We start from the raw sequence: 25,988 nt of genomic DNA on the forward strand, positions 1-25,988 counted from the left end.
ATGTCAGATTTTAAGTTCGCCAAATATACTGAAAAAATAAGATCCATGTTACCATTTTGGTTTCAAATGAGAAAGCAACCCGCAGAGTCTATCGGGTTGCAATTTTTAAATTTTTTTGGAATTCAGCTAGACGACATAGAATATATTTTAAATTATGCATATAAGCAAACAAGAATAGAAGATGCAGATACTAAGTTTGTTGACATTGTATATAAAGCAATACTGCCTTCTTATTATGATATGAGTAGTATCAAGATTATTTCTACTAAGCACGAGCTATTGAGTAAAGCTGATAAATTATATGATTTTTTTGGACTCGGATATAATTATGGAATAATAGATAATAATATTATGCAGCCAGACTATTATTTTTTGGACATTGAAAATAAAATTATTTATGTAAGGGAAGCTTATGATATTGATGATAATTATGAAGGTGGTCAGATAACTGTAGAATTAAAAGATGGAACTGTTAATACTTTTGCATTATCTATTCATCAAATTTGGAATTACTTTGATGAATTTGGAGCTTTACTTTCATGTCCAAGATTATATGGAGAAAAAAATGAAGAATATAAAAATAGAATATTAGATGTCTTTAAAAATCCTGCAAATTCAAGTAAAAAAGGATTAGCTAATGGTATATCAAGGGAGCTTGGTATGAGAAAGCATAAAATATGGAAAGATACAAATGAAGATTTTGTAATTAAAGATTCTATGGTTATAGCTAATTTAATTAAAGTGAAAAATGAAATTGTTAAGGAAGAAGAAATACTTTATACACCAGAAGGATATTTAGTGATTAAAGCTCTTGGAACTAATGAAACATATGTTGATGTCAGTTATATAAGCGGACTTGAAATAAAGGCATTAATAGATCATAGTAATAATAAATTTAGCAATGAGACCTATAATGCTAATGGAATGCCCAAAGATTTAATGCTAAAGTATGTAAAAAATATTAAGAATAACGGCAGCATTATGTGGGACGATTTTATGTATAATGAAGCATGCTGGATACAAAATAGTGATGAATATAAGGTAGATACCTTTGGATTTATCCCAGCTACATATGATTCTAATATCAAAGGGTTTAGTGATTATGGCTATTTTGATAAGGGGGGATATGAAAGATGGTAATTGAAAAATTTCAATATAAAATAACCATTACAATAGAGAATTTGGTAATGAATTCCCTAGTTGACTTATCAAAGACGATTACAAAACAAAATATTGATTTATCAAGTACGGAACCAGTACAGCTTGAAAAACATAATTTAATAGATTATTTTTCAAGGGAAATAGGAAGATTTTGTGCAAGAAATACCATAAGTCAAAAGGATTTAGCACTATATGGTTATGAAATTACATCTAATACTGATGGAATAGAGGTTTATTTTAATACTGATGATACTAATGTATTTAGTCCTGAACCTGCTATAATGGCAAAATTAAGTGCTACAAAGGTGCAGCCAGTATTAAAGTGCGTTCAGCTATACAATAATGTAGTTAAGTGGTATTGGGAAGCCAGCGAAGAAATAAAATATCTTAAAGATGAACATGATAATATAATTTATCAAGTACCAAGTGGAATTGGATATTATATTGAAGGCGATTTAAAAACAGGTGCAACCTATACTAGATACATTAGTGCTGTAAATTCAGCCTTAGAAAAATTACAATCACTGCCTTGTTCCATAACATTATTGGAGCAAGCAGAAGAAAGCACTTATCCTGTTTTTGAAGTTGAAGATAGAGATGAGACCATTTGTGAAATAAACAAAGATTATCCAAGTAAACTAAAAGCTTTTGCTTCAGGAGTTGGAGATGATAATGACTGTTTGTTATGCAAAGCAAGTGATTTAAGTTTAAATCATAAGTTTAAGCTATACAATAAGATTTATGGTATAAGGGCAAGTAATGATATAAAACATCATGCTATAAAATTTAAGTATAGATTTAAATTAGTTGGGGAAGTTCCATATCTGGGATATAACGCAGCCTTTACAGTGAGAGTTACAGCACAGGAGTGCAATAATATCCTAGCTGATTCAAAAGGTGAAATGCTTTATGGACAGCCTATGGTAAGTAAAAAGAACTTAACTTACACTTTAGACGATAAGGTTCAAGTTGCAGAAATATATTTATATCAATTTTTCCCTAAGCTTTTAGTAGAAAATTATAAAAAGAGATATAAATTTACAATAGAAATTTTTAATACCTCTGGTGAAGCTGTGGTATATAGCCCGGCATATGGTGGACGAGCTATAAAAAATAATAATTCCTTTTCTTGGAGTGAACATGGTTACTTTGACCATATGTTCACAGTTGGAGCAAAGGCTACTAAGCTTACTAAGGAATATGTTGAATGGTATCCAACAAAAGATTATGATCCACTTACTGGAGTAATTAATGGAGACTTTGAAAGCAGTAAGGATGGATTAAAGAATCTTCATGTTAATATGAATACTTTTGATACGTCAAAATCAGTAATAAATAAGAAATATTATTGTGTATTTGAAACTATTTCACCAGATAGCGGTTATGTACAATTTAAATGGGACAATCCAGTTAAAGATCATGACTATACGCAAGTCGATGGAGATGGCATTACCTTTTATTCAGATTCAATTTTTGCCGATGACAGTGAGCACAGTGAATTTATAACTCAAACTGAAGTAGGTCCATATGTCATAGAAGATAATAGAGATCATAAATATACCTATACTATATCAGGAATTTCTGTTGATTTGGCGGCATATAAAAGATTTGAACTTAGAATAGTTCCTAGTATTAATGATATTTTAATTATAAGTAACATTCCAGATTTAATTATAAAGGAAGATGGAAGCATAGATACTACAGTTACAGTAACTTGTAGAAACCTGCAAAGTGCAACTGCAAAATGGAGTCCAAGTATTCATAATGGATATTACTATTATAATCAAAATGAGTATTTTTTATATTCTAAATGTGTACCAGATGATCAAAACCTTATCGAAGAGGATCTTTACTTAACTAAAGATGTTCAGGTGAAGCTAGAAATAGGAGTGCAAGGAGAAAAGAAGGAAAATAAAAAATATACGTATCATTTATCTACTAAAGAAGATCTTCTTCTTGATAGTTATCACTATGAATGGGCTGATGACATGGTATGGCCCAAGGCAATTGAATCCTATAATGATTATTATAGAGAATATGCACCATACTATGAATATTATACAAAGCCATTTGTCTTTAATGATAAGGTAACTCATTATTCTAAAATCACATGGGATGAGGCAGGAACACCAAATAGTACAATAGAAGTTTATGCCTATGCTTATGATGAAATAAATGGAGTTTATAATTCTCCAGTAAGAATATATAGGGATAAGGAAATCCCAAAAGAATTGCAGTTATCTAGAACTTTAATATTAAAATTTGTTTTGAAGCCATCAAGAAAACCTAAGCTTAGGAAAAGAACTCTTCTTTATGACTGCGAAGCTGATTGGCGAAATCATATGAATTTTTATTTATCTTATAATGTATCCTATAATGAGGAAATTCTTATGCCAATGTCTTATTCTGTAGATGGCGCATATGTAGGAACTTTTATGGATTTAGGAGATACTGCAGAAGAAATAAAAGAAAGAAGTATAGAATTTAATCCTGTTTACCAAGGGGAAATAGAAATTTATATGGTACAGGCTGACCATAAAAATGATATTCAAGGGAATGTAAAGTATTTTGATTGGCAGAAGGTTGATATAAATACAGTCAAAACTGATTTAAAAAGATTCATAAGGTATATGATAATATTAAAGCCAAATTCTAAAATATTTTATATGGAAATGAAAGTTCAAAGATATGAATATACTGATGAAGAAAGAAAAGATTATCTGCCAGGCTTTGGAAATATATATGTAGAAGCTCTTAGTTATTATGATTATTACTTATTCCACCATAATAATATATCTATTTATCCAGGGGAAACACATATATCAGAAACCTCACCAACTTGCTCTGTATGTGGCCTTGATGCTTCCACTTGTACTTTAGTTGAGCACATTGTAACTACAGATGAAGCAAAATATGAGTATGTATTTACTCATTCCTTAAAATATGATGCTAAAGATGAGTTATTAATAAGTGATTTAAATGGAGACTTAACTCATTTATCAACTGCATTAGGATTTAATGTAGGGAATGTGGTTAATACTAATTTCTATCCATATGGAGATATTTCAGATTTTTCAATATCTAAGGTAGGAAATGAAGTTTATATTAAAAGTGATGATATATTATATGATGAGCAGCTCATAGAAAATAACCAAGCTGGAGCTACGTATAGAATTACTGATAATACCATTACTTTATCTCCAATTCCTCAACAGTATGCACCAATAATTATTTACTGTGACGAACGTGATGCAGCATATACACAGGTATTCTTTACAGATGAAAATTACAATTATGTTTTAACGAATACAGAAGAATTTGAGTCTTTAGGTTTTAAGACTTTATACTTGAAATATTTGAATATAGATATCAAGAGTTTAAAAGTCGAAATAGACTATAAACAATATTTGCAGTATACTATAAAGGATAATGTAATAATTTTTAATGAAAAGATAAAAAAGGGAACGCATATTAAAGTTGCTTATAAGTTATTGTATTCTTTTGCTGTTAATTATGATTACTCAAAAGATACTTTTAAGATAGATTTTAATAAAGAAACTGGTGAAAAGGCTGAAAATATAAAAATATTTTATGAGACAAATAAAATTTCTGCCTGTAGGGAATTAAGCGATATAAGCTTTAATCCTATATATAGCGCAAGATATAATGGATATGTTTTTATATGTGATTATGTAGATGAACCAAGGAGTGTAACCATATACCCATCAAGCGATTATATATATGCTAATGGATTGGATACAATGAATACGCTAGTTCAGGTATTAGATAAAAATAGTAATCCAATAGAAAATGTTAAGGTTAATATAGTAGCAGCTAAAGGCAGCATTAACATAAGAAATGAAAAGACAGATTCTAATGGAATCATATATTGCAGATATACAGCTTCATTAGAAAATTGTATTGATACTATTAAGGCAACTGTATCAACGGATGTAAAAGATGAAGTTAAAATATATAATAGAAAGTTGTGATTTGCTTGGCAGAAGATTATAAGGAAATTCGAGATACAATTAAATACACAATAAAAGAAAATTCAATTCTTCATGGGATAATTCCAATAGGCAGAATAGGAGTTACAGGCATTGAACTTTCAAATGCATATAAAAGAGATACGTATAAAACTACTAAAGAAAATCCTTATGGTACTATTTTATTTGCAGATATAAAAGTTCAAGGGGATAGAATAAAGTTCACCTATACTTGTATGACAGGTTTTCATGGAGATGATTCTTTTGAATTCTTAATAACTTATTCTGATGGAACAAAGCAGCTTAGAGTAATTGAAATAGATGTTATTAAAAGCTTTTCCAATGAAAGTGTTACTAATCAATATTATGAATATTACTTGGATCCAGAATATAACTTGGTGGAGAATAATGGAATTAGAAGTATTGAAGTTAATTACAATACTGAATATAAAGTTTCAGGTAAGGATTTGCATCCAACTAAAGCCTGCTTGGCAGTTTCTGATAATAGTTTAAGTATAGAATCAAATTTACAAACCATGAACCATGTTAATACTGCAAGTAAATTCACATGTTCAGCAAGTACTCAAACTGTAGTTAATGCAAAAGTCATACGAGATGACAAAAGCGATAATATAGAATCAGGTAAGGGAAATAAAATATATGCAGTTCCAAAAGTAGATATTACACTAACTTCAAAACTTCCCTTCAATGGAACAGAGTATTTAATATTAACCTTTAAAGATTTTGAAGATAAGAACGATGGAGAATGGTCTTATGGAGAAGAAGTAATAAATATAATCTTTAATGCACGAAAAATAGATGAAACAGAAACCACCTATGTTATAGGACAGAATACTTGGACTTGGGATGATAAGCCTAACTTTAAAGATACCAATATTGATTTTCCAAAAGTTCCTTCTAATAGCTTTGAAAAATATGAAAGTGATTTTCAAGATGGAAATCTTCTTAGAAATACTGATGCCCATTTTGAATTTAACAAATACAATAATAGAACCATAAGAGTAGGAAAGAATGTACCAGACTGTGCTGTAAATTTAGGCTTTTATTACAATACAGTTGCAAGTTATAATGATACAATTTCAATTCAGGAAACAGATACAAATTCAGTTGGCGTAAAAAATGTTGTGAAGTGGATCAGTAAGAGAAATTTACCTGAAAAGAATGATGATTTTTTTCCTTCAAGTATTGAATTTCAAGGTGAAGAAAATACAGAGTATCATGGATATTCAGGAACGTTATATAGGCAGTATGTGGACTGGGATGAAAGTCTAGAAATAGATCAAAATCCTGAATATATTGAAGTTTACGAACAGTTTAGAGGAACACAAAACGTAAGGATACCAAGAATAAAGAAGTATGATAATGGGAAAAAATTTGGTACCTTGAAATATATAAACTCTGCCAATGAACCTTATGATTTCTTTAAGGATAGTTATAATATTTTTACTATTAAAGGAGAAGGATTCGTTCCGCGTTACTGGCTTATAAGTGCAAGATATGGAGGGATAATAAGTGATAAGATTCCTCTTTATAATGGTACTGCTAAATATTTAGGATATGTAACAAAAAAAGATGGCCTTAGCAATATTGATCCAGAAGCTGAGAGAGAATTTATAATGTATGCTGATGAAAGTGGAATCCTTCATGATATAGAGGGAAATGATTTAATAGATGATGATTTATTTTATATCACAGATAAGTTTAAGGATGAAACCCCTCTTTACTATAAATATAAGCTTAAATATAGAGTTTATAACAATCTTGGAAGAGATGAATATGGAAATTACAAGGCAGATAATATTAAATTGGTTAATGAAAATAATATGCCACTGCTTGATACTTATAAATATAAGGTCTTTTTAGAACCTACTAAATATGCCGATATTTTTGATGCTTATATATATACTAGCTTTGTGCCATTAGCTGCAAACCCTGTATATGCAATGTATGATGGTATAGCTCAGGAGGCTTATACCTTAAAAGATGAAATATCACCTCTTGATGTTAAAGTTGGAATCCTTGAAAAGATAAGTGTGATACAAGCAATGGATAATCATGTTGAGTATGAGATAAAAGAAGCCCAAGGAATAACTCTTCAAACTAAAGTTAAAATGAAAGATTTTAATGTTATATACGATGAAAGACGTAAAATAAGGATTCAATATGTAATATCAGCAGGAAGCATTAAGACTCCTCCAATAGAAGCAGAGGTACTAAATAAAAAGTATGCTTTATATTCAGAGAAAGATTTATTTAAGAATGACAATATGATTGTATCTCCAAAGGCTGTAACAGGATATTTAACAGCAAAAAGTATATTGCTTAAGTATGCAGGAGAAGATCATCGTGAAGAAATCGAAAATGCTGAAGTAGTTAAAGTAGGAGTTGACATTGATGATTTCAATAGCTTTTTAGTAAGAGATAAAGTTATTTTATATACAGATCCAGATGGTTCTGGACTAATATATGCAAGAACCTATGAAGATACAGGTATTAAAAACACAGAAGATGGTGTTACAAGATATAATAAATCCATGGATCCAGATAGTATTTATCAAGTAGTTAATGGAAAAATATTTAAAGGATATTCTGTTTTATGCAGAAACATAAATAAAATAAGGTTATGTGGCCCAGATGAAACAAATCCATTAAAAGAATGGTATCCAAAATTTAAATACAGCTACTTTAAAAAAGTATATGAAAATGATGATACCCAGTTAATATATTCTATACCTGAATTTCATTCACAGGTTTGGGGGGGTTATGGCAGCCCATATAAAGATGTTAAAGATGAAATACCTCAATATGTTGGGAATAATACAGTAAAAACTGTCCACTATCCTTTATATGTGAAAGTAAATGCTTTAGGTAATCCTGTAAACATAGAAGCTTATAAAGTCCTTCATGATGGTTCCTTAAAACAACTTACTGTAGAAAGCTTTAATTTTAAATATGGATATATAGAATTTAAAAATGTTATTTCAGAAAATGATAATATACTTATAAATTATTCTTATGAAGAGCTATTTTTTCACTATAAAGGCTATTATCCTTTAACAGATGGTAAAGCTGATAAGAATAAAAAGATGATTGATGTAAATATTAATCCAAGTAAATATTGTACTTATACAGATACTAGTAATGAGATTCAGGAAGAAAAACAGGTTTATAATTTATTTAATAAAACCATTTATTTCTTCTTAAGACCAATGAGGCAAATTGAAGTAAAGACTAATAAAGTCAAAGAAGATAAAGATCAAGAATTTACAATATATCATAGATTTGATACTCAGGAAGCAGAAGGTAGCTTTGACTTGCTTATAGGAAGACTTTTTGTAAGACATCATGCATCTCAGAAATCAACAGTATTAATTGACACAAGGCAAAGAGGCGGCGGAATAATTGAAGCAATGTCTGATAAATTAAGGCAGGAGCTTGAGCCGGAAAGTGATTATTATTTAGATATAGGAACTTTAGATGGTAAGCCTTATCATGAAAATTCAGTTATAGTTATAAGACTTGATAAGAGGATGCTAAAAATAAATGGAGGAATATATTCTAGGGATGATATTGAAAATGCCGTTAATAGATGGTGTGCATATGGAATGTACCCAATTATAGAATATGTCGATGTTGTAGATGATGAATTAATGCCTCAAAATACAATGAAGGTAAACAGAAAGGTAGTAAATGCACTTAATTTCAACCCATATATAACAGTTAAAGTTATTGATTAAAATTAAATAATGAAGTGCGAGCTATATTGTAAGCTACTTTAATGTAAAGGAAGTGTAACTGTTGAAAACAAATTTAATTAAAATATATAAATCATCTTCTGGAGATATGACTCATTATATATATCGAAGCAAGAGTATTCCTATAGAAAAAGATTTAGAGGAATTTATAGATAACAGAACTCCTGTGGGGGTTATATCTGAAATAGCTGATACTAAGATAGTATCAATTGAACAATTAAAAAATGTCTCAATGCTTCTAGATAAAGCACCTAAAAATCATCAAGGATATACAGGCTTCAGTTTGCCTTTTAATTTTAATGTACCTAATTCCACTTATTATATTAAATTCAGAAATAGTGTAGATTCAACAAAAGATGATGCCATATATAAAATTTTCATAGGGGCTAATGTTATAACTCATGTACAACAACTAGATGATAGCAATAAGGTTTTAAATGATATAACTGATAGTGATTTATTAGCTAAAAGTTTTGTATTATTAAAGAATTCGATACTATTCAGCAATGATTTTGATTTAAATTATAAAAGTATAACTTTCTATGGTGATTTAACAGTATACAATTTTTATGATGTTGGAAAAGGCTTTGAAGATGTTACTCCTGAGAGAGGACATGGAATATATAAGCCGATTCTTAGGACAATAAATACAACAGGATATACAGCATTTTACCAAGATGCAGATTATAGAAAAAATATTTATTACTATTACGTTATAGCAAAGGATAGCAGTGGAAATATTTCAGATATAAGCAATACTGCAATATCTGAGATCTCAGAACCATATTTAAATTTTTCATTAAAGGCAAGCAGTGATTATTATAGTGCAGAGACTCCAACCTTTGATGAAGTTTTAGGTACAGCTTCCTCTATAGGGGAAATTAGAGTCCCAAAAGAAAAGCTTGTAAGTAGTATAATACCAACTGATGGTATTGATATTTATGCTTCGGATTTAGATGAAGATGGAGCTAGGATTTTGAAGATAACTAATATTTGGAATTCTGATAACAGAAAATTAATGCTAAGAAATAAAAAAGTATTAAAGGGCGTCAATTCATGCATTGATGAGAATTCTGCAAACATTAGCGTAGAATCTGATCCTTTCATATTTGATGATAGCAAAGAGGAAGTTTTTATTGATAAAATAGAAATTCTTAGGAAAGATGTCACATTACTTTCAGAAGATGATAGAAATAAACCTATTCAATATAATGATATTGATGGAAGAGTACTTAAAGTCTTTGTAAGACAAGGAGGAGTCTATTATCAAGAATATTTCTTGAGGAATGAGAACATGGAAGAAAATGATTACGACTATCCAACATATTTAGTATCCTCAATAACCCTCGATTCAAGATTTCCTAATTTAAAAGTAAATGATATAGGAATAAGAGGGAATAAATATAATTACACAATGTATTTATATGATAAATACAAGAAAATTTCAAAAGCGATTGTGAGTGTGGTATAAATGCTTAATTTAGTTGATGAAAATATAATTACTTTTGAAAGATTACCTTATTACTTGTGTAAAGGCTATAACTTAACTATAACTTATAGTGATGGTATCGAAGAAACAATATATATTGAAAATACTAAAAGCGCAAATTATATAAGAGAAAAAAAGGAACTTGAGTATAACGCAGGATTACTTTGGACTCTACCAGCGGATATATATGCTGAAAATGCTTCAGAAATAAAGGTATATGTAAATAATGTTCAAATAAATACAAATTATTATAACTATAATATAGCAAGCAGGATGATGTCCATTGATGTATTAAATATAACTGCTAATGATATAATTGAAGTCGAATTCGATACAGATAAAATGCAATATACTCATAGCAGCGAAAAAACCTGTACCTATTATATATACCCGATATTTAGAAATAATTATAAAATAGGACAGCATACTAAGCTTTAAAGGAGGGGATAATTATGGCTGACTTTAAGAAAATAACAAAAGCAGATATAGAGCAGGATGTAAGTACTAGAAAAATAGCTGATGATATAACGAGACATGATATTGCCGAATTTGGAGACAACACTTTTTTAAATTCTGTAAAGATATCTTTTGATAATAATAAATATGTAAATTCCATGTTCGTAAATGAAGTTAAGGACAGAGAATACTCTGATTTCTATTTATCAGATAATATGGTTTATAACTCAATAGAATCTAGTCTTAAGGTTAAGGATTTAACTAAAAATGGTGTGTATTATTCAACTGAAAAATGCACTGATGAAACCTATAAATCCCAGTTAAATAATTTCTTCTTGGTTGTAGATGAAGTAATACCAACAGGTTGTGATATTATTTATCACATTATTACAGATGACAATAGAAATTTTTTAATTAAAGCAAATGATACCGTACCGTTAGTTTTAAATATTCCATGTTATAGTTTTAGACTTAAGGCAAATTTATTAAGCAATAAGATAAACACGCCAGTAATTAATGGCTTTGCTGTACTATATTATGATGATTATGTTCAAAAAGCATACAGATTAATAAATGTAGATTTAAGTAAGGATGAGGATAATAGTGATACTATAACTCTTGTTAGAGATAGAGATTACGAAGACAAGTTAGTTAGAGTATTAACGGATAACACAAAAATAGAACTTACCTATGATGATGAAAAGGATAAGAGATTAGCAAGTGTTGAAACCTATGAGTTGCAGACTTCCTTATTAGTAGAAGAAAGTGACATGGTATATTTAAATTACACAGATAGCTCTGGTGTAACAGAGGAAGTATTAACTAAGATTATTACTAACAAATATTAAATTTTAATCAAACTGCAAGGAGTTGATTGAATGAGAAAATACTTAGATCAAGGTGGTTTGGTTTATTATTCAAATAAGTTAAAGGATTATTTAGTGAGTAAAGTCTCTAAAGTTCAAGATGATATAAATTCTTTAAAATCAAAAGTCGATTACGATAAAACTGAACTGGAATATAAGATAAGTAATAATACTAATATAATAAATCAGAGTATTCAAAGTATACAAGAAACAAATGCGGATATCAATGAGCTGGATGTTAAGATAAAAAATCTAAAAACAGAAGTAGATGATAAACCCACTTATCCAATAACAAATATAAATAATGTGGAGCAATTTGTATATAAAAATGTAAAAATAAATGATGTGATTGAAATACCTAATAATGGTAGAGATACTAACTATTTAATTGAATGTTATACGGAAATAGATGCAGGAACTCAAGTAGAATGTGTTTCAATAGATGTAAATGAAAATAATAAAGATAAGTTAGTCTATGATGAAAATTATATAGATATAGATTTAGATGGGGCAAAACCAAAAGATACTATATTATTGAAGTTTAATAAAAAACAATTTAAATATAATAATGAAACAATTAATGTGTATGAGTCAGAAGTTATTCCAAGTGAAATAGTTGAAAGATTTGAAAGTATCATATCAATAGAGGAACAAATAGGTGTGTTATGAGTTACTTATTAAAAGATGTTAAAGGACTATATTATAATTTATCTGGTCAGGTATTTGAGATAGATGCATTAAAGAATATAAGTAAATATGGATTTGAAATATCAGATTTGTTAAGGGCAGATAAAGAGTTAATTAAAAATAAAAAACTTGTTAGTATAAATAATGTAAGTCAAAGTATATTTCATATAAAAAATAGTTATGGTTTTTTATTAATTAAAGTAAACAGTCCATTTACAAATGTGTGTTTTGAGATTAAACAAAATGTACTTGTAAGTGAAGATGGAGTTATATGGTTAAATTATCTTGATGAAGATAATTATATAGTAACCGAATTTAATGTTTCCTTAAATTCCTTCACTAGTATTACAAATCTTCAAAAATCAGAATTGTTGAAAATGAAGGAATATATTAATAATAATACAAAGGAAATAAGTTTTATAAATAACAATAAAATAAAATATATTTTTATGAAACTTAATAATAAGCTGGATAGAATTTATTATCGAAATTATTTGGATGAAACAACAGTTAAAAACATAGATATGTATACAGAGATAAGTAAGAACTCCATAAAAATAAAAAATTTAACATCAACAGACTTTAGTAACTTATGTGTTAATGTAACAAATGTAAATGAGTATAAAAAGGATTCATTGGAGGAATTTTAATATGGCTGTCACTATTAATTATAATTTGTTTAGAGTTTTAGCAGAATATAATACATCTGGAGCATATTCATTTCAAGCAAGACCTGGAATATATAAAATTGAATGCTGGGGGTCTGCTGCTGCAGCAAGAAGTTCAACTGGATTGGGTGGTCGAGGTGGATATGCATGTGCTGTTTTTAGATTTAAAATTGGAGATAAAATATTTGTTAAAGTTGGAGATAATAATGGAGTTAATGGTGGCGGTAGAGCCGGATGGGGAGGTTATGGTGGAGGAGCTTCTGATGTAAGAGTTGGAGCAGATACCTTAAATAATAGAATCATTGTAGCTGGTGGCGGTGGTACTTGTGGATATAATACTTCTGTGGACTATTACGGATATGGAGGAGGGCTATCTGGAGGAAATGGAATTTCTAGATGTGGTAGCCCAGGACTAGGTGGTACACAAAGCGGTTCTGGAGGTGGAGTACCAGGAGGATTTGGATATGGCGGATACGGAATGGCTGCATGGGGAGGTTATAGTGGCGGCGGCGGTGGCGGCTGGTATGGTGGTGGCGGTGGATCTGTAGATAGTAGTGCAGATGATGATTCTGGAGGTGGAGGAGGTGCTGGATATGTATTATCTGGAACTTCATATAAACCAAGTGGATATATAGATGATAGCTATTATTATTGTATAGACACACCAATGCTAATAGCTGGAAATTTAACAATGCCAAATCCAAATTATGATTCTCAAAGTAATGCAATACAAGCGGAAACAGTAGTTGGTAATCCTGGAATTGGCAAGGTGAAAATATCATATATCCCTCAGGCATTATATTTTATTAAGCATGATGAAAAATTATATATTCCCAATAAGTACTTTTTTTCAGAATACTATGGTAAATTTATTCCGTTAACTGAAGAAGATGCATCTAAAGTATATAATGATATGATATATTCTGATAATTCAATTATTGTGTTTGATCAATGTATTTATAATGCTATAGAATTATTTAATCCATTTACTGTAGCTAATGGGACTGATGTAAAAACAATAAACCCATTACATTATTTTGACTTAGAAAAAGACAAAATAATCAAAGTGTGCAGTAGTGATTATTCTAATTTTGAAGATTATAATCAACTAAAACTTGTTTACAAAATAAATGAAGAAGTCAGATTGAAATCTCAAATAAAATTAAAAGATGATGCAATTATATATGATGAACTTTCTGATATATATTTTACAATAAATACTACTAAAAATATGAAGGTAATGATTAAAGAATATGAGGATTATTATAATAATGAGCAGCAAAAGGACTCTATTTATAATATATTCAAAGCTGGAATAAAGGCTGGTGATTTGTCATCGTATTTTATAAAATCCAATATAATTAATTTATCAATAGGTTTTATTGATAATGTTTATAATTCTAATGATAAACTTAAGCAAATAAAACTTATTGCAAAAACCAGCAATAGTTATAGAAAGTTATGGAAAGAAGATGCAGATATATATAGCAATAAAGATAAAATATATATAAAATTAAAAGCTCCTCATTCTGAACTTATTATAAATAAATTCTCAAAAGATATAATCTGTAGAGAAATAGAGACTTTAGAAGAATTTTAAAATGAAATTTTAAATGTAGTTGAAATATTAGAAAGTTTAATCAACTTTCACTCTAAATAAGTGAAGGTGATAAATATGAGAGTAAATAAAAAAATGATATATAATTTTAAAATTCGAATAAGCTTTTTATATAGAATGGATGTGTTCTAATGATTATAAGTCAATATATTTTTGATTATACTGGAAGTATACAGGAGTTTATCATACCATATACATCATTTTATAAATTTGAAGTATGGGGAGCTCAAGGTGGAAGTAGAAATAATAATGGAGCGAAAGGTGGATATTCAAAAGGGTTTATATATTTAACTAAAGGACAAAAAATATATATATATGTAGGAGCTTGTCCTAATTATAATAATATATGGAATGGAGGAGGTTATTCAGTATATTCTGGTGGAGATGCTAGTGATATTAGAATTGGTGGGACTTCGCTATCAAATAGAGTTATTGTCGCTGGAGGTGGTGGCGGAACTGGCTATGGCCCCAACGCTACATGGAATTATATAGGTGGTGCTGGAGGTGGGCTTGTCGGTGGAGATGGTGTTGGCCCATCATACTATTTGGGCCATGGTGGAACTCAAACAAGTGGTGGTACTAGGGGGAATCAAGTAGATAGTGGTTGGTATAACCAAGATGGAAGTTTCGGACAAGGTGGAAATTCTGTAGGGAACTCATATGGCGGCGGCGGAGGTGGCGGCTGGTATGGTGGAGGCTGTGGTGAATGTGGAGGTAATGATGATGGTGGAGGTGGTGGTGGCTCATCTTATATTAGCGGATTATGGGATGGAAGTACTACTGCTGGTGTTCAAACTGGCAATGGAAAAATAATAATATCACTTTGTTCAACTAATATAGTAGCTCTTGAAAAGGATACTAAACTATATATACCTGATAAAGAGCATTTTGACATTACGACGAAAACTTTTAAGGAAGCTACTATAGATGAAATAATAGCTCGTACTAAGGAGTTTATATATACCAGTAATATACCAAATTTAAATGCTCCTTTTATGGTAAATGGAGAAAGTTTCTATCCAGCAGATATTATAAATTTTACTTTGTATAAATTAGTTGTAATTGAATTTAAAAATTTCAATAGTATTACTTTAGATTATAATCCTTCCTCTTGTGCATTATCAAAAACAATTATTAAAATTAAAGATAAATACACACCATTTAATGATAATATATTTAATCCATATTTGAATATAATAGCCGCAGACAAAAGAAATATAAGTTATAGTCTCGATTATTACTATAAAAATTATATAAATAATACGTGCGACGTGTTGTATGAGGAGATCCTTAAAGATGATTTTTATTTAAGTTTTAAATTAGATAGCAAAACAAGTATTTTAAATTCAATAAGCTTATATAGTGAAGAGAACATTAATTACAAACAGAGTATTGATTATTTTAATATTGAAAATGATTATATTAATACTTATATAACTTTTAATAGTAATTATAAACAAGTTTTAATAAATAGAATTACGAAACAATATTTTGAGTATTTAAATGATACTTTAGACAAATTTTAAATATATAAGAATTAAAATAATAAGAAATTTACTAATTTTAAGAAGTATATTAATTATTAGAATTTATATTTAAGTATAAAATTAATGAAATAATATTTCAAATTTAATATTAAGGGTGATAAATATGAGAATAGATAAAAAAAATGATGCAACATATACAAAAGAATTAGATGAAATGGAAAAATATTTCCTAAATATGTTTAAAAGATTTATTGAAAATGATCCTGGGTTTTTAGATAAATCTGTTGAGTCAATAATTACAGAAGCTGTTAAGAGAGCAAAAAAAGAAATTATATTTGAGAAAGCTTCAGGAGTGTTGAGCATAAACAATATGTCCGGAGTTGTTAAATTAACATTGGATGATTTAAATGGTGAGCCTAAGATTCCAACAAAATATTCAGCATTTAACAGGCCTTTTGGAACTGATAGTGGTACAGTATGTGAAGGGAATGATCCAAGATTATCAGATGCAAGGATTCCACTGCCTCATAACCATAATGATTTATATTACCGAAAATCGGAGCTTGTGACGCACACTGAAGATGGGTATATGGATAAACTTGATAAGATTAAGTTAGATGGAATAGAAGCAAATGCAAATTTTTACATACATCCCATAGGACGAGGATATAACCATATTCCTGTTGGAGGAGCTAGCGGACAATATTTAAAATGGCACAGTGATGGAGAAGCAGAGTGGGCAGATGTTGCCTTAAATAAAGTGACAGAAACAGCTGACGGAATAATGTCAAAAGAAGATAAGATAAAATTAGATGGAATAGAAGCAAATGTAAAGAATTATATTCATCCAACGGGTTCTGGATATAACCATATTCCGTCAGGAGGTAATTCTGACCAAATATTAGAATGGAAAGCTGATGGAGATGCACAGTGGAAATCAAAACCATGTGGAAATAATGGGCAAGTATATTATATAAAAGGCAATAGTTCAAGTGAAATAACTCCAGGATATATTTTATATAAAGCAACTATAATTGAAACAGATAAGGAACTTGAGGATGCAAAAGTAACCTTAATAGATCCTTCAGTAATTTATAATACTTGGTATAGATTTTCACATGATAGTAGCGAAAGTCAGCCAGCGGTAACATCAGAAACTACTGGTTGGGTATATGATTCGGATAAGAAAAAGATAATATGTCAAAATAATTCTATCAGTTATATTGGTTTTATAAGTCCAGAAAAATATGATAATTATAATCTTGAAGTTACTATATCATCAACAGACATGGATAATGATGCCATAGGATCTGTAATAGCATTTACAAAAGATGCAGCTGGAAGAGAATATACTCTTTCTGTTGTAAGAATGAGGAGCTTTGAGTCTCATGTTTTAGTAGAAAATATATCAACTCAATATGCAATTGTATATAACTATAATAGAAGTGATGAAAAATTAATAAGTTATTATTCAATCAGCTCAGATACTGTCGGTAATTGGGCAGATATACCAAATGGTATAAGATTGAAGATAATAAGAGACGGTGATAAGATAACAACTTATAGTTCTGATATGAATTCAACTACAGTTTCTGCTTATAATAAAATTGACATTGATTTAAATTCTAATGAGTTACTAAGTAAATTTAAAGGACCATGTCAATATGGATATTCTTGTCTATCTCAAATGTATTCTAGTTTTTCCGATATAAAATTTGATAAAGATAATAAATATATTTATGATTCAAGAACAAATTCAACTTGGATGGTAGATGTAGCTGGAAATTGGAGCATTGACTCTTCTAAAAAAGTATCCAGTGAACTAGGGATTGGTAAGTTTGTATTTAATGAAGTAACTAAAAAGCTATATTATATTAATGATTCTGATAATATAATATCTTTTAATAGCGATTACATTAAAAAAAGTGAATTAAATTCTTATCTTGATAATTATTTGAAAAGTAAAGGAGTGATTAGTTAATGAAAAAATATTTGGACAATAGTGGATTAACTTATTATTCTACTAAATTATATGATTATCTTAAAAATAAACTTACTGCACTAAATTCTAAGATTTCTAATTTGGAAGTAAAGGTCGATTCCGACAATAAGGAATTAATCACTAAAATAGAAAATAATAATCAAAGTATAAATCAGAATACTTCTGATATAAAAACTGCAAATAGCAATATCAGTAATCTATCAATTAAGGTTGATAATAATTATGATGAGCTTAAGGCGGATTTTAATTCTGCAGATATGAGACCAACGGGTGATTCTATTTTTATAAATAATGTGGAGCAATTTGTATTTAAGGATATAGGCGCTGGAGAAACAGTTACAATCCCAAATTCAGGAGATGGAAGTGACTTTCTTATAGAGTGTTTTGTAAAAACAGAAACTGGAACACCACTTGTCCATAAGAGCTTGAATATTAATACTTCTACAAAAGATTTATTAGAATATGATGATAGATATGTTGAAATAACAGATTATGGAGCAAAGCCTAAAGATAATGTAACCTTAGATTTAACTTTGCAAGGCACAATTGGTGAATATAATATCTACACTACTGATTTACTTCCAGTAGAACTGGTAGATAGTATAAATAATTTAACAGATTATAAATTATCTTAGACGAAAGTGGTGCTTAAAATGAATTGCCTTATATATTCAGGAAATAAATACTTTGGTATTGAAAATAATGAATTAGCTGAAACTACATTAAATATTGAAAATGCTTTTGACTCATCCCTTTTAGATTCTTTAAGGGATGAGTTAAAAGCATATGCACCTTTTAAAATTGTATTATTTAATGCTAATAAGAATAAGAGCATGGTCTATAAAATAAATAGTTCCAATGCTTTTATTCTTATAAATTTAACTAATATAAAGCATGAGAACATTCAATTTGAAAACAAGCATAAGATGCTCGTATCAAATGATTTAAAAAATTGGGATAACTACTATGATTCTAATAATTGTGACTCTAGATATTTTGAGAACTATTCTGATAGATACATCAAAGATTATGTAAATAGTAAATGTAAATATATTAACTATATTAGCAAAAATTATAGCTATATTTTATTAAAATTGAATGATGGAGAATTGCTAAATAAATTATTTGAAAATATATTAGGAGAATATAAGAGGATTGATTATGATACAAATTTTAATACAGGAGCAATAAATCAAGTGACTGTAACTTTTCCAGAAAAATATAGTCAAGTATTAATCAAAAAAACAAAATCTGTAGAGAGGAACACAATTATAAAGGATAGTATAGCTGTTTTTTAGGAGGAATTTACTATGGGAGTAAAAACAGTCACATTTAATTACACAGGGATAATGCAGACTTGGATTCCACCAGAGGGTGTATATAGGATAAAAATAGAGTGTTATGGTGCTAAAGGTGGGGGATTAACTGGGGGAATGGGTGCTAATAATACAAGCTCCCCAGCAACTCAAACCAGTGGATATGCATTCGGAAGAGGTCAAGATGCATGGAGTGTTGTGTGGGATGGAAATGGTGGGAATATTGGACAAGGCGGAGGTGGCTGGTATGGCGGATATACTTCTGCTGTATATCCATTAATTAATTTATATAAGCCATTTATGATAGATGGAGTTTATTATTTTCCTAATGATATATTGGATTATGCTAATTCAAAAATATGTATTATTGATATTAATAAAGATTCTAAATTAGATATGAATTATATCCCATCAAACATAGCTTTATCTAAAACAAATATAAAAGTAAAAAATAAATATACGCCAGTACATTATGAATTTGAGCATACATTTTTAGATATAAATTCAAATGATAAATTAAAAGTAGATTATTTTTAGATTTTAGTGAAGATAAATCATATAAAAATTGTAGTATGCTAAATAAGGATATTATAATTAACGATTTTTATCTAAATCTTAAATTTAATTTATATGATGGAATACTTAATTCTATAACATTATATGGGAAAAATAATGATAGATATACTAAACTTAAGGGCATTGATAGAGAAGTATATAATAACTTTAATTCGGAAATGTTAGTATGTTTCAAAGATAAGTATGAGGAATTGATAGTTAATATGATTGCAAAACAATCATTTGATTATACAATTGATACTTTAGATAAGTTTTAGCAATTATACAAGGCTCTATAGAATTGGTTGAATAGGGGAAAAACTACATCATTTTGCAATATGGCATATGTGCTTTTTAGGAGGGTTTATTATGCAAAAAATTTTTACTTTTAATTATACTGGGCAAGCACAAACATGGATTACTCCTTATAGTGGGAAATATAGATTAGAATGTTGGGGTGCTCAGGGTGGCAACACAGGAGGGTATATTGGTGGATATGGTGGATATGCCAAAGGAGATATAAATTTAATAAAAGGACAAAAAATATACATATATGTTGGGCAAAAGGGTACAGATGGTGGATATCCAGCATATGCTTTTAATGGTGGCGGATATGGAGCTAGTGACACATGTGGTGCTAGTGGAGGTGGGTCATCAGATATAAGAGTTAATGCAACAGATTTAAAAAATAGAATAATTGTTGCTGGAGGTGGAGGAGGAGCATCTGGAGATACTCCTCTTGGCAACGGTGGTTATGGAGGTGGTCTTATTGGTGGTCCTAGTGATAATGGACGAGTTGCTAATCAAACATCAGGAGCGTCTTTTGGTATTGGAGGAAATTCTAGTAATGGCGACAATGCTGGAGGTGGCGGTGGATACTACGGTGGATATGGTGCGATAGGTTCAACTGGTGGCTGTGGTGGAGGCGGTTCATCTTATTTAGGTCTACTAGAAAACGCTTCTACAGTTTCAGGAATTAATACTGGAGATGGAAAAGTAGTTATATCTCTAATTTACGACGAAGTTGCTTTCTTTTTTAAGAAAGGTGAAGAATATTACTTACCAATAGAAAAGTACTTTGATACTGATGCAAAGAAATTTAAAGCTGTTAGTTTAAATGATTTAAGGTACGAAATTAATAATAACAACTATGGAAATATCAGTATATATAATATAAATGAACCATTTGTGATAGATTCAATTGTATATAATCCACTTGATTATCTAGATATATCTAAATGCAAAATATGTGTTATACCTAATAGTTCTAGGACTAATGAATATGTTAAAGAATTAGATATAAACTATATTCCTACAACTAAAGCCATATCTAAAGCTAACATTAAAATTAAAGATATGTACACTCCGTATAAAAATAATATTCAAAATCCCTTTCTGAACATAGAAGCAGCCAATAAAGCTAATATTAGTTATATTATAAATTATGAAAATATATATGACATCGTAAATGACGATTGCAGTTCGATAGATAAAAAGTTATTAAAAGATAATTTTTATTTAAGCTTTAAATTAAATGATGTAATGAGTTTGTTAAAATCAGTATCATTATGCAGTAGAGATATTAATTATTTTAAAATAGAAGATGATGATTTAAATATAAGTAATGATTATATAAATACTCAAATTACTTTTGAAAAAAAATGTTCAGAGACAGTTATAAATAGAATAACTAAGCAATATTTTAAGTATTTAAACGATAATTTGGATACATTCTAATGAAGCAGCTTTTTAGGAGGAATTTTTATGATAAAAACCTTTAATTTTAAATATATTGGAACCATACAAACCTGGATGATTCCTTATGATGGAATATATAAAATAGAAGCTTATGGTGCGCAGGGTGGCAATGTAGGTAAAGTACGTCCAAATTTACATGAAGGCGGTAAGGGAGCATATATTTCTGGAAAGTTTAATTTAAAAGCTGGAAACAACTTATATATATTGGTTGGTGGAGCATGTGTAAGTAAAGATTGGTATGACTGGGTAGGCGGCGGTGGTGCTGGGGATGACGGTTGTAATATTGTTGGTAATGGTCAAACTTTACCTGGTTATGGTGGAGTTGGAAGAGCTGTTACCACAACAGAAGGCTCAGGCAGAGGATCAAGTTCAGGCAGTGGTGCAGGGTCTGTAACTAATGGTAATTGTAGTCGTATGTCTCCAGCATTGTCATTTATAAATATAAGTCTATTATATGGAACTTATACTCTCTTTTTTCAAAAAGATAATGAGTATTATTTGCCAATAGGAAAATATTTCAATACTACGAAAAAATCATTTGACCCCATAAGTTTAAATGATTTAATGAATGAAATTTATAATAACAATTACCTAATTACCAATTTGTATGATTTAAATACACCATTTGTAATAAATTCGATTACTTATAATCCACTTGATTATTTAGATATATCTAAATGTAGAATGTGTCTCATACAAGATTATTCTGATGTAAAAGAAAATATATCAACATTAAATATAAAATATAGTCCATCATCTATAGCCTTAGCAAAGACTAATATAAAAATAAGGGATAAATATGATAAGCAAGAAACTGCGTTTATAAATATAACACCTAATTCTAAATCTGATCTTAGTTATTTTTTGGATTATGGTGAGAACAAATTATATAAGGAATGTAGTGAATTAGGTAAAGAGATAATTAAGGATGATTTCTATGCTAATTTTATGTTTGACACTCCAAATGCGTTACTAAGTTCGGTAACTTTATATGGCAAAAATAATGACAAGTATAGTAAAATTAAAAACTATGAAATTGAGGTTTATGAAAATTTAAATGAAGCTAAATTTATAACCTTTAAAAATTCATATAATGAAGTGTTAGTTAATAAAATTACAAAAGAATCTTTTGATTATACAATTAACACTTTAGATAAATTTTAACGAGGTGATTTTATGGCATTAAAAACAATTATATTTAATTATACAGGAGCAGTACAGACTTGGACTCCACCAATAGGTACAGAAAGAATAAAAATAGAATGTTATGGTGCAGGTGGTGGAAATGATGGTGGAGGTTCTGGTGGTTATGGTGGATATAGCTATGGGGAATATGTTTTTAAAATTAAAATCTCAACTGTTTACATTTATGTAGGAGGAGCTGGAGTTTCTGGAGCATCTGGAAGTGGTGGAGGATGGAATGGTGGAGGTAATGCTGGACCATCTGGTTCTTCTGGAGGAGGCGGAGGTGGTGGATATTATCAAAATGGTGGTGAAGGAGGTGGTTTGACTGGAAATACTGGAAGTGGTGGTGCTATAGGTGGAAGTCAAGTTTATGGAGGTACAGGTTCTAGAAATGGAGGTTTTGGATATGGTGGAAGTCATCCAGGAGATGGTGGAGGAGGTGGTGGTGGCTATTATGGAGGCGGATCTGGTAATGGGGATGCTGGAGGTGGAGGGGGTTCCTCTTATATAGCTCTGTTAGAAAATAGTGGGACAACAGCTGGAATAAACAATGGTAATGGAAAAGTAGTGATAACCTTTGAAGAATTTCCATTAAAGTTATTTTTACAAATGGATGATATGTATTATATTCCCCAAAAACAATATTATGATGTTAGGGGAAATTTTTTTAAGCCATTAAGCGCAGATGATATTTTTTCAATTATTAACAATAATGATAACGCTCAAATTTATAAGATTGATAATATTAATTCACCTTTCGATATTAATGGTGAAACAATAATTCCATCTAAAGTACTTGATTTTAAAAAGTGCAAACTATGTATGATTAGTAAATTAAATATTAAAAATATTATCTTTAATTATAATCCATCAATATACTCATTGTCTAAAACGACTATTAAAATAAAAGAAAAATATACTCCCTTTTTAGAGGATTTAAAAAATGCTTATTTATATATTATTGGAACAAATGAATCTGGCATTGGATATGCAATTGATTTTGACAAAACTTTTAAGACTGCATCAAATAATAATGCATATTTTATAGATACAGAAATTTTAAAAGATGATTTTTATTTAAGTTTTATATTTAATAAATCAGCAACAATGTTAACTACAATAACATTATCTAAAAACGATAGTGTTACTTATTCTAAAATAGAAAATGACAATTTAATTATAAGTAATGATTTTGTTGATACATTTGTAAATTTTGAAAAAGCGTATGGAAAAGTATTGATAAATAGGTTAACTAAGCAATATTTTAAGTATTTTAATGATAATTTGGATACTTTCTAATGGAGAAATTTTTATGATGAATTTTAAATATAGTGGATTAATAGAAACATATAAAATTGTAAATGAAGGAAGATATGTTATAGAATGCTGGGGGGCTTCTGGTGGTGGTGAAGATAGATCAACTTGTGGTCTTGGCGCATATTCAAGGAGTACACATTATTTACATGAGGGTGATGTATTAAAAATATTAGTAGCTGGAAAAGGTGCATGGGATGGTTCAAGAGGTGGTGGTGGTGGTGGAAGTTTTGTAGAATTAAATTCTACTACTCTTCTTTGCTGTGCAGGAGGCGGAGGAGGTTCTATGTTCAGCAGACTTTCAAGTAATTATTCGCATGGGCAAGCAGGGCAGCAGGGAGGTAACTATAATTTAACTGGATATAATGGAAATATAAGCAATGGTGGTTCAGCCTATGCAGGAGGCGGTGGTGCTGGATATATTGGAAATGGAGCAGGAATGACCTGTACTCCGTCAACTCATGCTTATGCTTGGCTTTATGGTGGTTGGTCTTTTAAAAACGGAGGCGCTGGTGGATATGGGAATATCTCTACAAATGCTGGAGGATATACTGTTGATTTAAGATCAGCACCTAAAGGGGGATTTGGAGGTGGAGGTAGCTCGAGCTTTATTGCAATGATAGGTTATATGAGTGGAATTCCAGGATACTACTATAATGGTGCTGGAGGAGGTGGTGGCTATTCTGGCGGTGACTCTACTAGAGATGGTTATGGTAATACTGGTGGAGGTGGAGGTAGTTATTATGTTGGAACTACTGGAATAGAACTTGCAAAAGCTGGATATGAGGATATGCCCTCAATAACTGATAAAAATTCTACTATGAAGGGTAATTTTGGTGATGGTTTTGCAAGAATATCTGTAGCAGCAAGTTTTATATTTAGCGATGAAAATAATTTTTATATTCCAACAAAAGATTTTTTTGATATAGATACTAGGAATTTTAAAAAGTTAACACTAACCGAACTTGAAACAGAAATTTTAAATAAAACGCGTATGCCAATTTCTATTACTGGATTAAATACTCAAATAACAGTAAATGGAGAAAATATTAATCCATTAGAAATAATAGATTTAACTAAATATAAAATTTGTGTCATATGTGAAAAGATTGTAGATAAATTAAATTTAAATTATATCCCGTCAAACATAGCTTTATCTAAAACAAACATAAAAGTAAAAAATGAATATACGCCAGTACATGATGAGCTTGAGCCCACATTTTTAAATATAAATTCAAATGATAAGTCCAAAATGGATTATTTTTTAGATTTTGGTGAAAATGAATTATATAAAAATTGCAATATGTTAAATAGTGATATTATAATTAATGATTTCTATCTAAATCTTAGATTTAATTCATATGATGGAATACTTAATTCCATAACATTATATGGTAAAAATAATGATAAATATACAAAACTTAAAAGTACTAATATTGATATATATAATAGATTTAACTCGGAAATGCTCATAAGTTTTAAAGATAATTATAAGGAAGTACTAGTTAATAGTATTGCAAAACAATCACTGGAGTATACAATTAATACTTTAGATAAATTTTAGTAGTTATAACAGGCATTCAGCATGTATATTGATGAAAAATATTGTTTCTAAACATAAAGGCTAAAGAATGTTATCATTATCTTATCCAATATTGAAA

The 25,988-nt window shown here is 29.3% G+C and carries 19 protein-coding genes; all 19 read left to right on the plus strand.

Features of this window, described 5'->3' with window-relative positions; translation table 11 throughout:
• The 19 genes from CSPA_RS28605 to CSPA_RS28695 all read left to right on the plus strand — a co-directional run bounded on the left by CSPA_RS28605 (position 1) and on the right by CSPA_RS28695 (position 25,891).
• Complete coding sequence (locus CSPA_RS28605; RefSeq protein ID WP_015395905.1) at positions 1 to 1,140, plus strand: hypothetical protein; 1,140 nt, start codon at positions 1 to 3, stop codon at positions 1,138 to 1,140.
• Entirely contained in the window at positions 1,134 to 5,153 is a 4,020-nt protein-coding gene (locus CSPA_RS28610) for an Ig-like domain-containing protein (protein ID WP_015395906.1), read from the plus strand. Before CSPA_RS28605 ends, CSPA_RS28610 begins: the two co-directional genes overlap by 7 nt.
• Positions 5,150 to 8,908, plus strand: a complete 3,759-nt coding sequence (locus CSPA_RS28615) for a hypothetical protein (protein WP_015395907.1) — start codon at positions 5,150 to 5,152, stop codon at positions 8,906 to 8,908. The genes CSPA_RS28610 and CSPA_RS28615 overlap by 4 nt, the downstream gene beginning before the upstream one ends.
• Positions 8,909 to 8,969: 61 nt before the next feature.
• Positions 8,970 to 10,397 carry a hypothetical protein gene (locus CSPA_RS28620; protein ID WP_015395908.1) on the plus strand — a complete coding sequence of 476 codons (1,428 nt, stop codon included), beginning with the start codon at positions 8,970 to 8,972 and terminating at the stop codon, positions 10,395 to 10,397.
• Positions 10,398 to 10,853, plus strand: coding sequence for a hypothetical protein (locus CSPA_RS28625; RefSeq protein WP_015395909.1), 456 nt, complete (start codon positions 10,398 to 10,400; stop codon positions 10,851 to 10,853). It abuts the gene before it with no gap.
• 14 nt (positions 10,854 to 10,867) lie between these two features.
• A complete protein-coding gene (locus tag CSPA_RS28630; protein ID WP_015395910.1) occupies positions 10,868 to 11,719 on the plus strand; it encodes a hypothetical protein in 852 nt (283 codons plus the stop codon).
• Between the two features lie 30 nt (positions 11,720 to 11,749).
• Positions 11,750 to 12,406: a hypothetical protein gene (locus CSPA_RS28635; RefSeq protein WP_015395911.1), complete on the plus strand. Its 657-nt coding sequence runs from the start codon at positions 11,750 to 11,752 to the stop codon at positions 12,404 to 12,406.
• Positions 12,403 to 13,074: a hypothetical protein gene (locus CSPA_RS28640; protein WP_015395912.1), complete on the plus strand. Its 672-nt coding sequence runs from the start codon at positions 12,403 to 12,405 to the stop codon at positions 13,072 to 13,074. The genes CSPA_RS28635 and CSPA_RS28640 overlap by 4 nt, the downstream gene beginning before the upstream one ends.
• 1 nt (position 13,075) lies before the next feature.
• Positions 13,076 to 14,692 carry a glycine rich domain-containing protein gene (locus tag CSPA_RS28645; protein ID WP_015395913.1) on the plus strand — a complete coding sequence of 539 codons (1,617 nt, stop codon included), beginning with the start codon at positions 13,076 to 13,078 and terminating at the stop codon, positions 14,690 to 14,692.
• Positions 14,693 to 14,841: 149 nt separating this feature from the next.
• Positions 14,842 to 16,236 carry a glycine rich domain-containing protein gene (locus CSPA_RS28650; RefSeq protein ID WP_015395914.1) on the plus strand — a complete coding sequence of 465 codons (1,395 nt, stop codon included), beginning with the start codon at positions 14,842 to 14,844 and terminating at the stop codon, positions 16,234 to 16,236.
• 124 nt (positions 16,237 to 16,360) lie between these two features.
• Positions 16,361 to 18,178, plus strand: coding sequence for a hypothetical protein (locus CSPA_RS28655; protein WP_015395915.1), 1,818 nt, complete (start codon positions 16,361 to 16,363; stop codon positions 18,176 to 18,178).
• The gene (locus CSPA_RS28660) at positions 18,178 to 18,834 is read left to right on the plus strand and encodes a hypothetical protein (RefSeq protein ID WP_015395916.1); all 657 of its coding nucleotides are present in this window, start codon (positions 18,178 to 18,180) and stop codon (positions 18,832 to 18,834) included. Before CSPA_RS28655 ends, CSPA_RS28660 begins: the two co-directional genes overlap by 1 nt.
• A gap of 18 nt (positions 18,835 to 18,852) precedes the next feature.
• Positions 18,853 to 19,497 carry a hypothetical protein gene (locus CSPA_RS28665; RefSeq protein ID WP_015395917.1) on the plus strand — a complete coding sequence of 215 codons (645 nt, stop codon included), beginning with the start codon at positions 18,853 to 18,855 and terminating at the stop codon, positions 19,495 to 19,497.
• Positions 19,498 to 19,509: 12 nt separating this feature from the next.
• Positions 19,510 to 20,052, plus strand: coding sequence for a hypothetical protein (locus CSPA_RS28670; RefSeq protein WP_015395918.1), 543 nt, complete (start codon positions 19,510 to 19,512; stop codon positions 20,050 to 20,052).
• A gap of 35 nt (positions 20,053 to 20,087) precedes the next feature.
• Complete coding sequence (locus CSPA_RS28675) at positions 20,088 to 20,348, plus strand: hypothetical protein (RefSeq protein WP_015395919.1); 261 nt, start codon at positions 20,088 to 20,090, stop codon at positions 20,346 to 20,348.
• A 91-nt stretch (positions 20,349 to 20,439) separates the two neighbouring features.
• Positions 20,440 to 21,807: a glycine rich domain-containing protein gene (locus CSPA_RS28680; RefSeq protein ID WP_015395920.1), complete on the plus strand. Its 1,368-nt coding sequence runs from the start codon at positions 20,440 to 20,442 to the stop codon at positions 21,805 to 21,807.
• Positions 21,808 to 21,834: 27 nt separating this feature from the next.
• Positions 21,835 to 22,992 carry a glycine rich domain-containing protein gene (locus CSPA_RS28685; RefSeq protein ID WP_015395921.1) on the plus strand — a complete coding sequence of 386 codons (1,158 nt, stop codon included), beginning with the start codon at positions 21,835 to 21,837 and terminating at the stop codon, positions 22,990 to 22,992.
• A gap of 12 nt (positions 22,993 to 23,004) precedes the next feature.
• The gene (locus tag CSPA_RS30860) at positions 23,005 to 24,312 is read left to right on the plus strand and encodes a hypothetical protein (RefSeq protein WP_015395922.1); all 1,308 of its coding nucleotides are present in this window, start codon (positions 23,005 to 23,007) and stop codon (positions 24,310 to 24,312) included.
• Between the two features lie 13 nt (positions 24,313 to 24,325).
• The gene (locus tag CSPA_RS28695; protein ID WP_015395923.1) at positions 24,326 to 25,891 is read left to right on the plus strand and encodes a glycine-rich protein; all 1,566 of its coding nucleotides are present in this window, start codon (positions 24,326 to 24,328) and stop codon (positions 25,889 to 25,891) included.
• Positions 25,892 to 25,988 lie beyond the last annotated feature (97 nt).

The sequence above is a fragment of the Clostridium saccharoperbutylacetonicum N1-4(HMT) genome (assembly GCF_000340885.1).
Classification (GTDB): domain Bacteria; phylum Bacillota; class Clostridia; order Clostridiales; family Clostridiaceae; genus Clostridium; species Clostridium saccharoperbutylacetonicum.

Bases quoted from the DNA above. Each gene is read 5' to 3' on its own strand.
- CSPA_RS28605 (WP_015395905.1), top strand. From the start codon at position 1: ATGTCAGATTTTAAGTTCGCCAAATATACTGAAAAAATAAGATCCATG.
- CSPA_RS28610 (WP_015395906.1), top strand. From the start codon at position 1,134: ATGGTAATTGAAAAATTTCAATATAAAATAACCATTACAATAGAGAAT.
- CSPA_RS28625 (WP_015395909.1), top strand. From the start codon at position 10,398: ATGCTTAATTTAGTTGATGAAAATATAATTACTTTTGAAAGATTACCT.
- CSPA_RS28630 (WP_015395910.1), top strand. From the start codon at position 10,868: ATGGCTGACTTTAAGAAAATAACAAAAGCAGATATAGAGCAGGATGTA.
- CSPA_RS28635 (WP_015395911.1), top strand. From the start codon at position 11,750: ATGAGAAAATACTTAGATCAAGGTGGTTTGGTTTATTATTCAAATAAG.
- CSPA_RS28640 (WP_015395912.1), top strand. From the start codon at position 12,403: ATGAGTTACTTATTAAAAGATGTTAAAGGACTATATTATAATTTATCT.
- CSPA_RS28645 (WP_015395913.1), top strand. From the start codon at position 13,076: ATGGCTGTCACTATTAATTATAATTTGTTTAGAGTTTTAGCAGAATAT.
- CSPA_RS28650 (WP_015395914.1), top strand. From the start codon at position 14,842: ATGATTATAAGTCAATATATTTTTGATTATACTGGAAGTATACAGGAG.
- CSPA_RS28655 (WP_015395915.1), top strand. From the start codon at position 16,361: ATGAGAATAGATAAAAAAAATGATGCAACATATACAAAAGAATTAGAT.
- CSPA_RS28660 (WP_015395916.1), top strand. From the start codon at position 18,178: ATGAAAAAATATTTGGACAATAGTGGATTAACTTATTATTCTACTAAA.
- CSPA_RS28665 (WP_015395917.1), top strand. From the start codon at position 18,853: ATGAATTGCCTTATATATTCAGGAAATAAATACTTTGGTATTGAAAAT.
- CSPA_RS28670 (WP_015395918.1), top strand. From the start codon at position 19,510: ATGGGAGTAAAAACAGTCACATTTAATTACACAGGGATAATGCAGACT.
- CSPA_RS28675 (WP_015395919.1), top strand. From the start codon at position 20,088: ATGCTAAATAAGGATATTATAATTAACGATTTTTATCTAAATCTTAAA.
- CSPA_RS28680 (WP_015395920.1), top strand. From the start codon at position 20,440: ATGCAAAAAATTTTTACTTTTAATTATACTGGGCAAGCACAAACATGG.
- CSPA_RS28685 (WP_015395921.1), top strand. From the start codon at position 21,835: ATGATAAAAACCTTTAATTTTAAATATATTGGAACCATACAAACCTGG.
- CSPA_RS30860 (WP_015395922.1), top strand. From the start codon at position 23,005: ATGGCATTAAAAACAATTATATTTAATTATACAGGAGCAGTACAGACT.
- CSPA_RS28695 (WP_015395923.1), top strand. From the start codon at position 24,326: ATGATGAATTTTAAATATAGTGGATTAATAGAAACATATAAAATTGTA.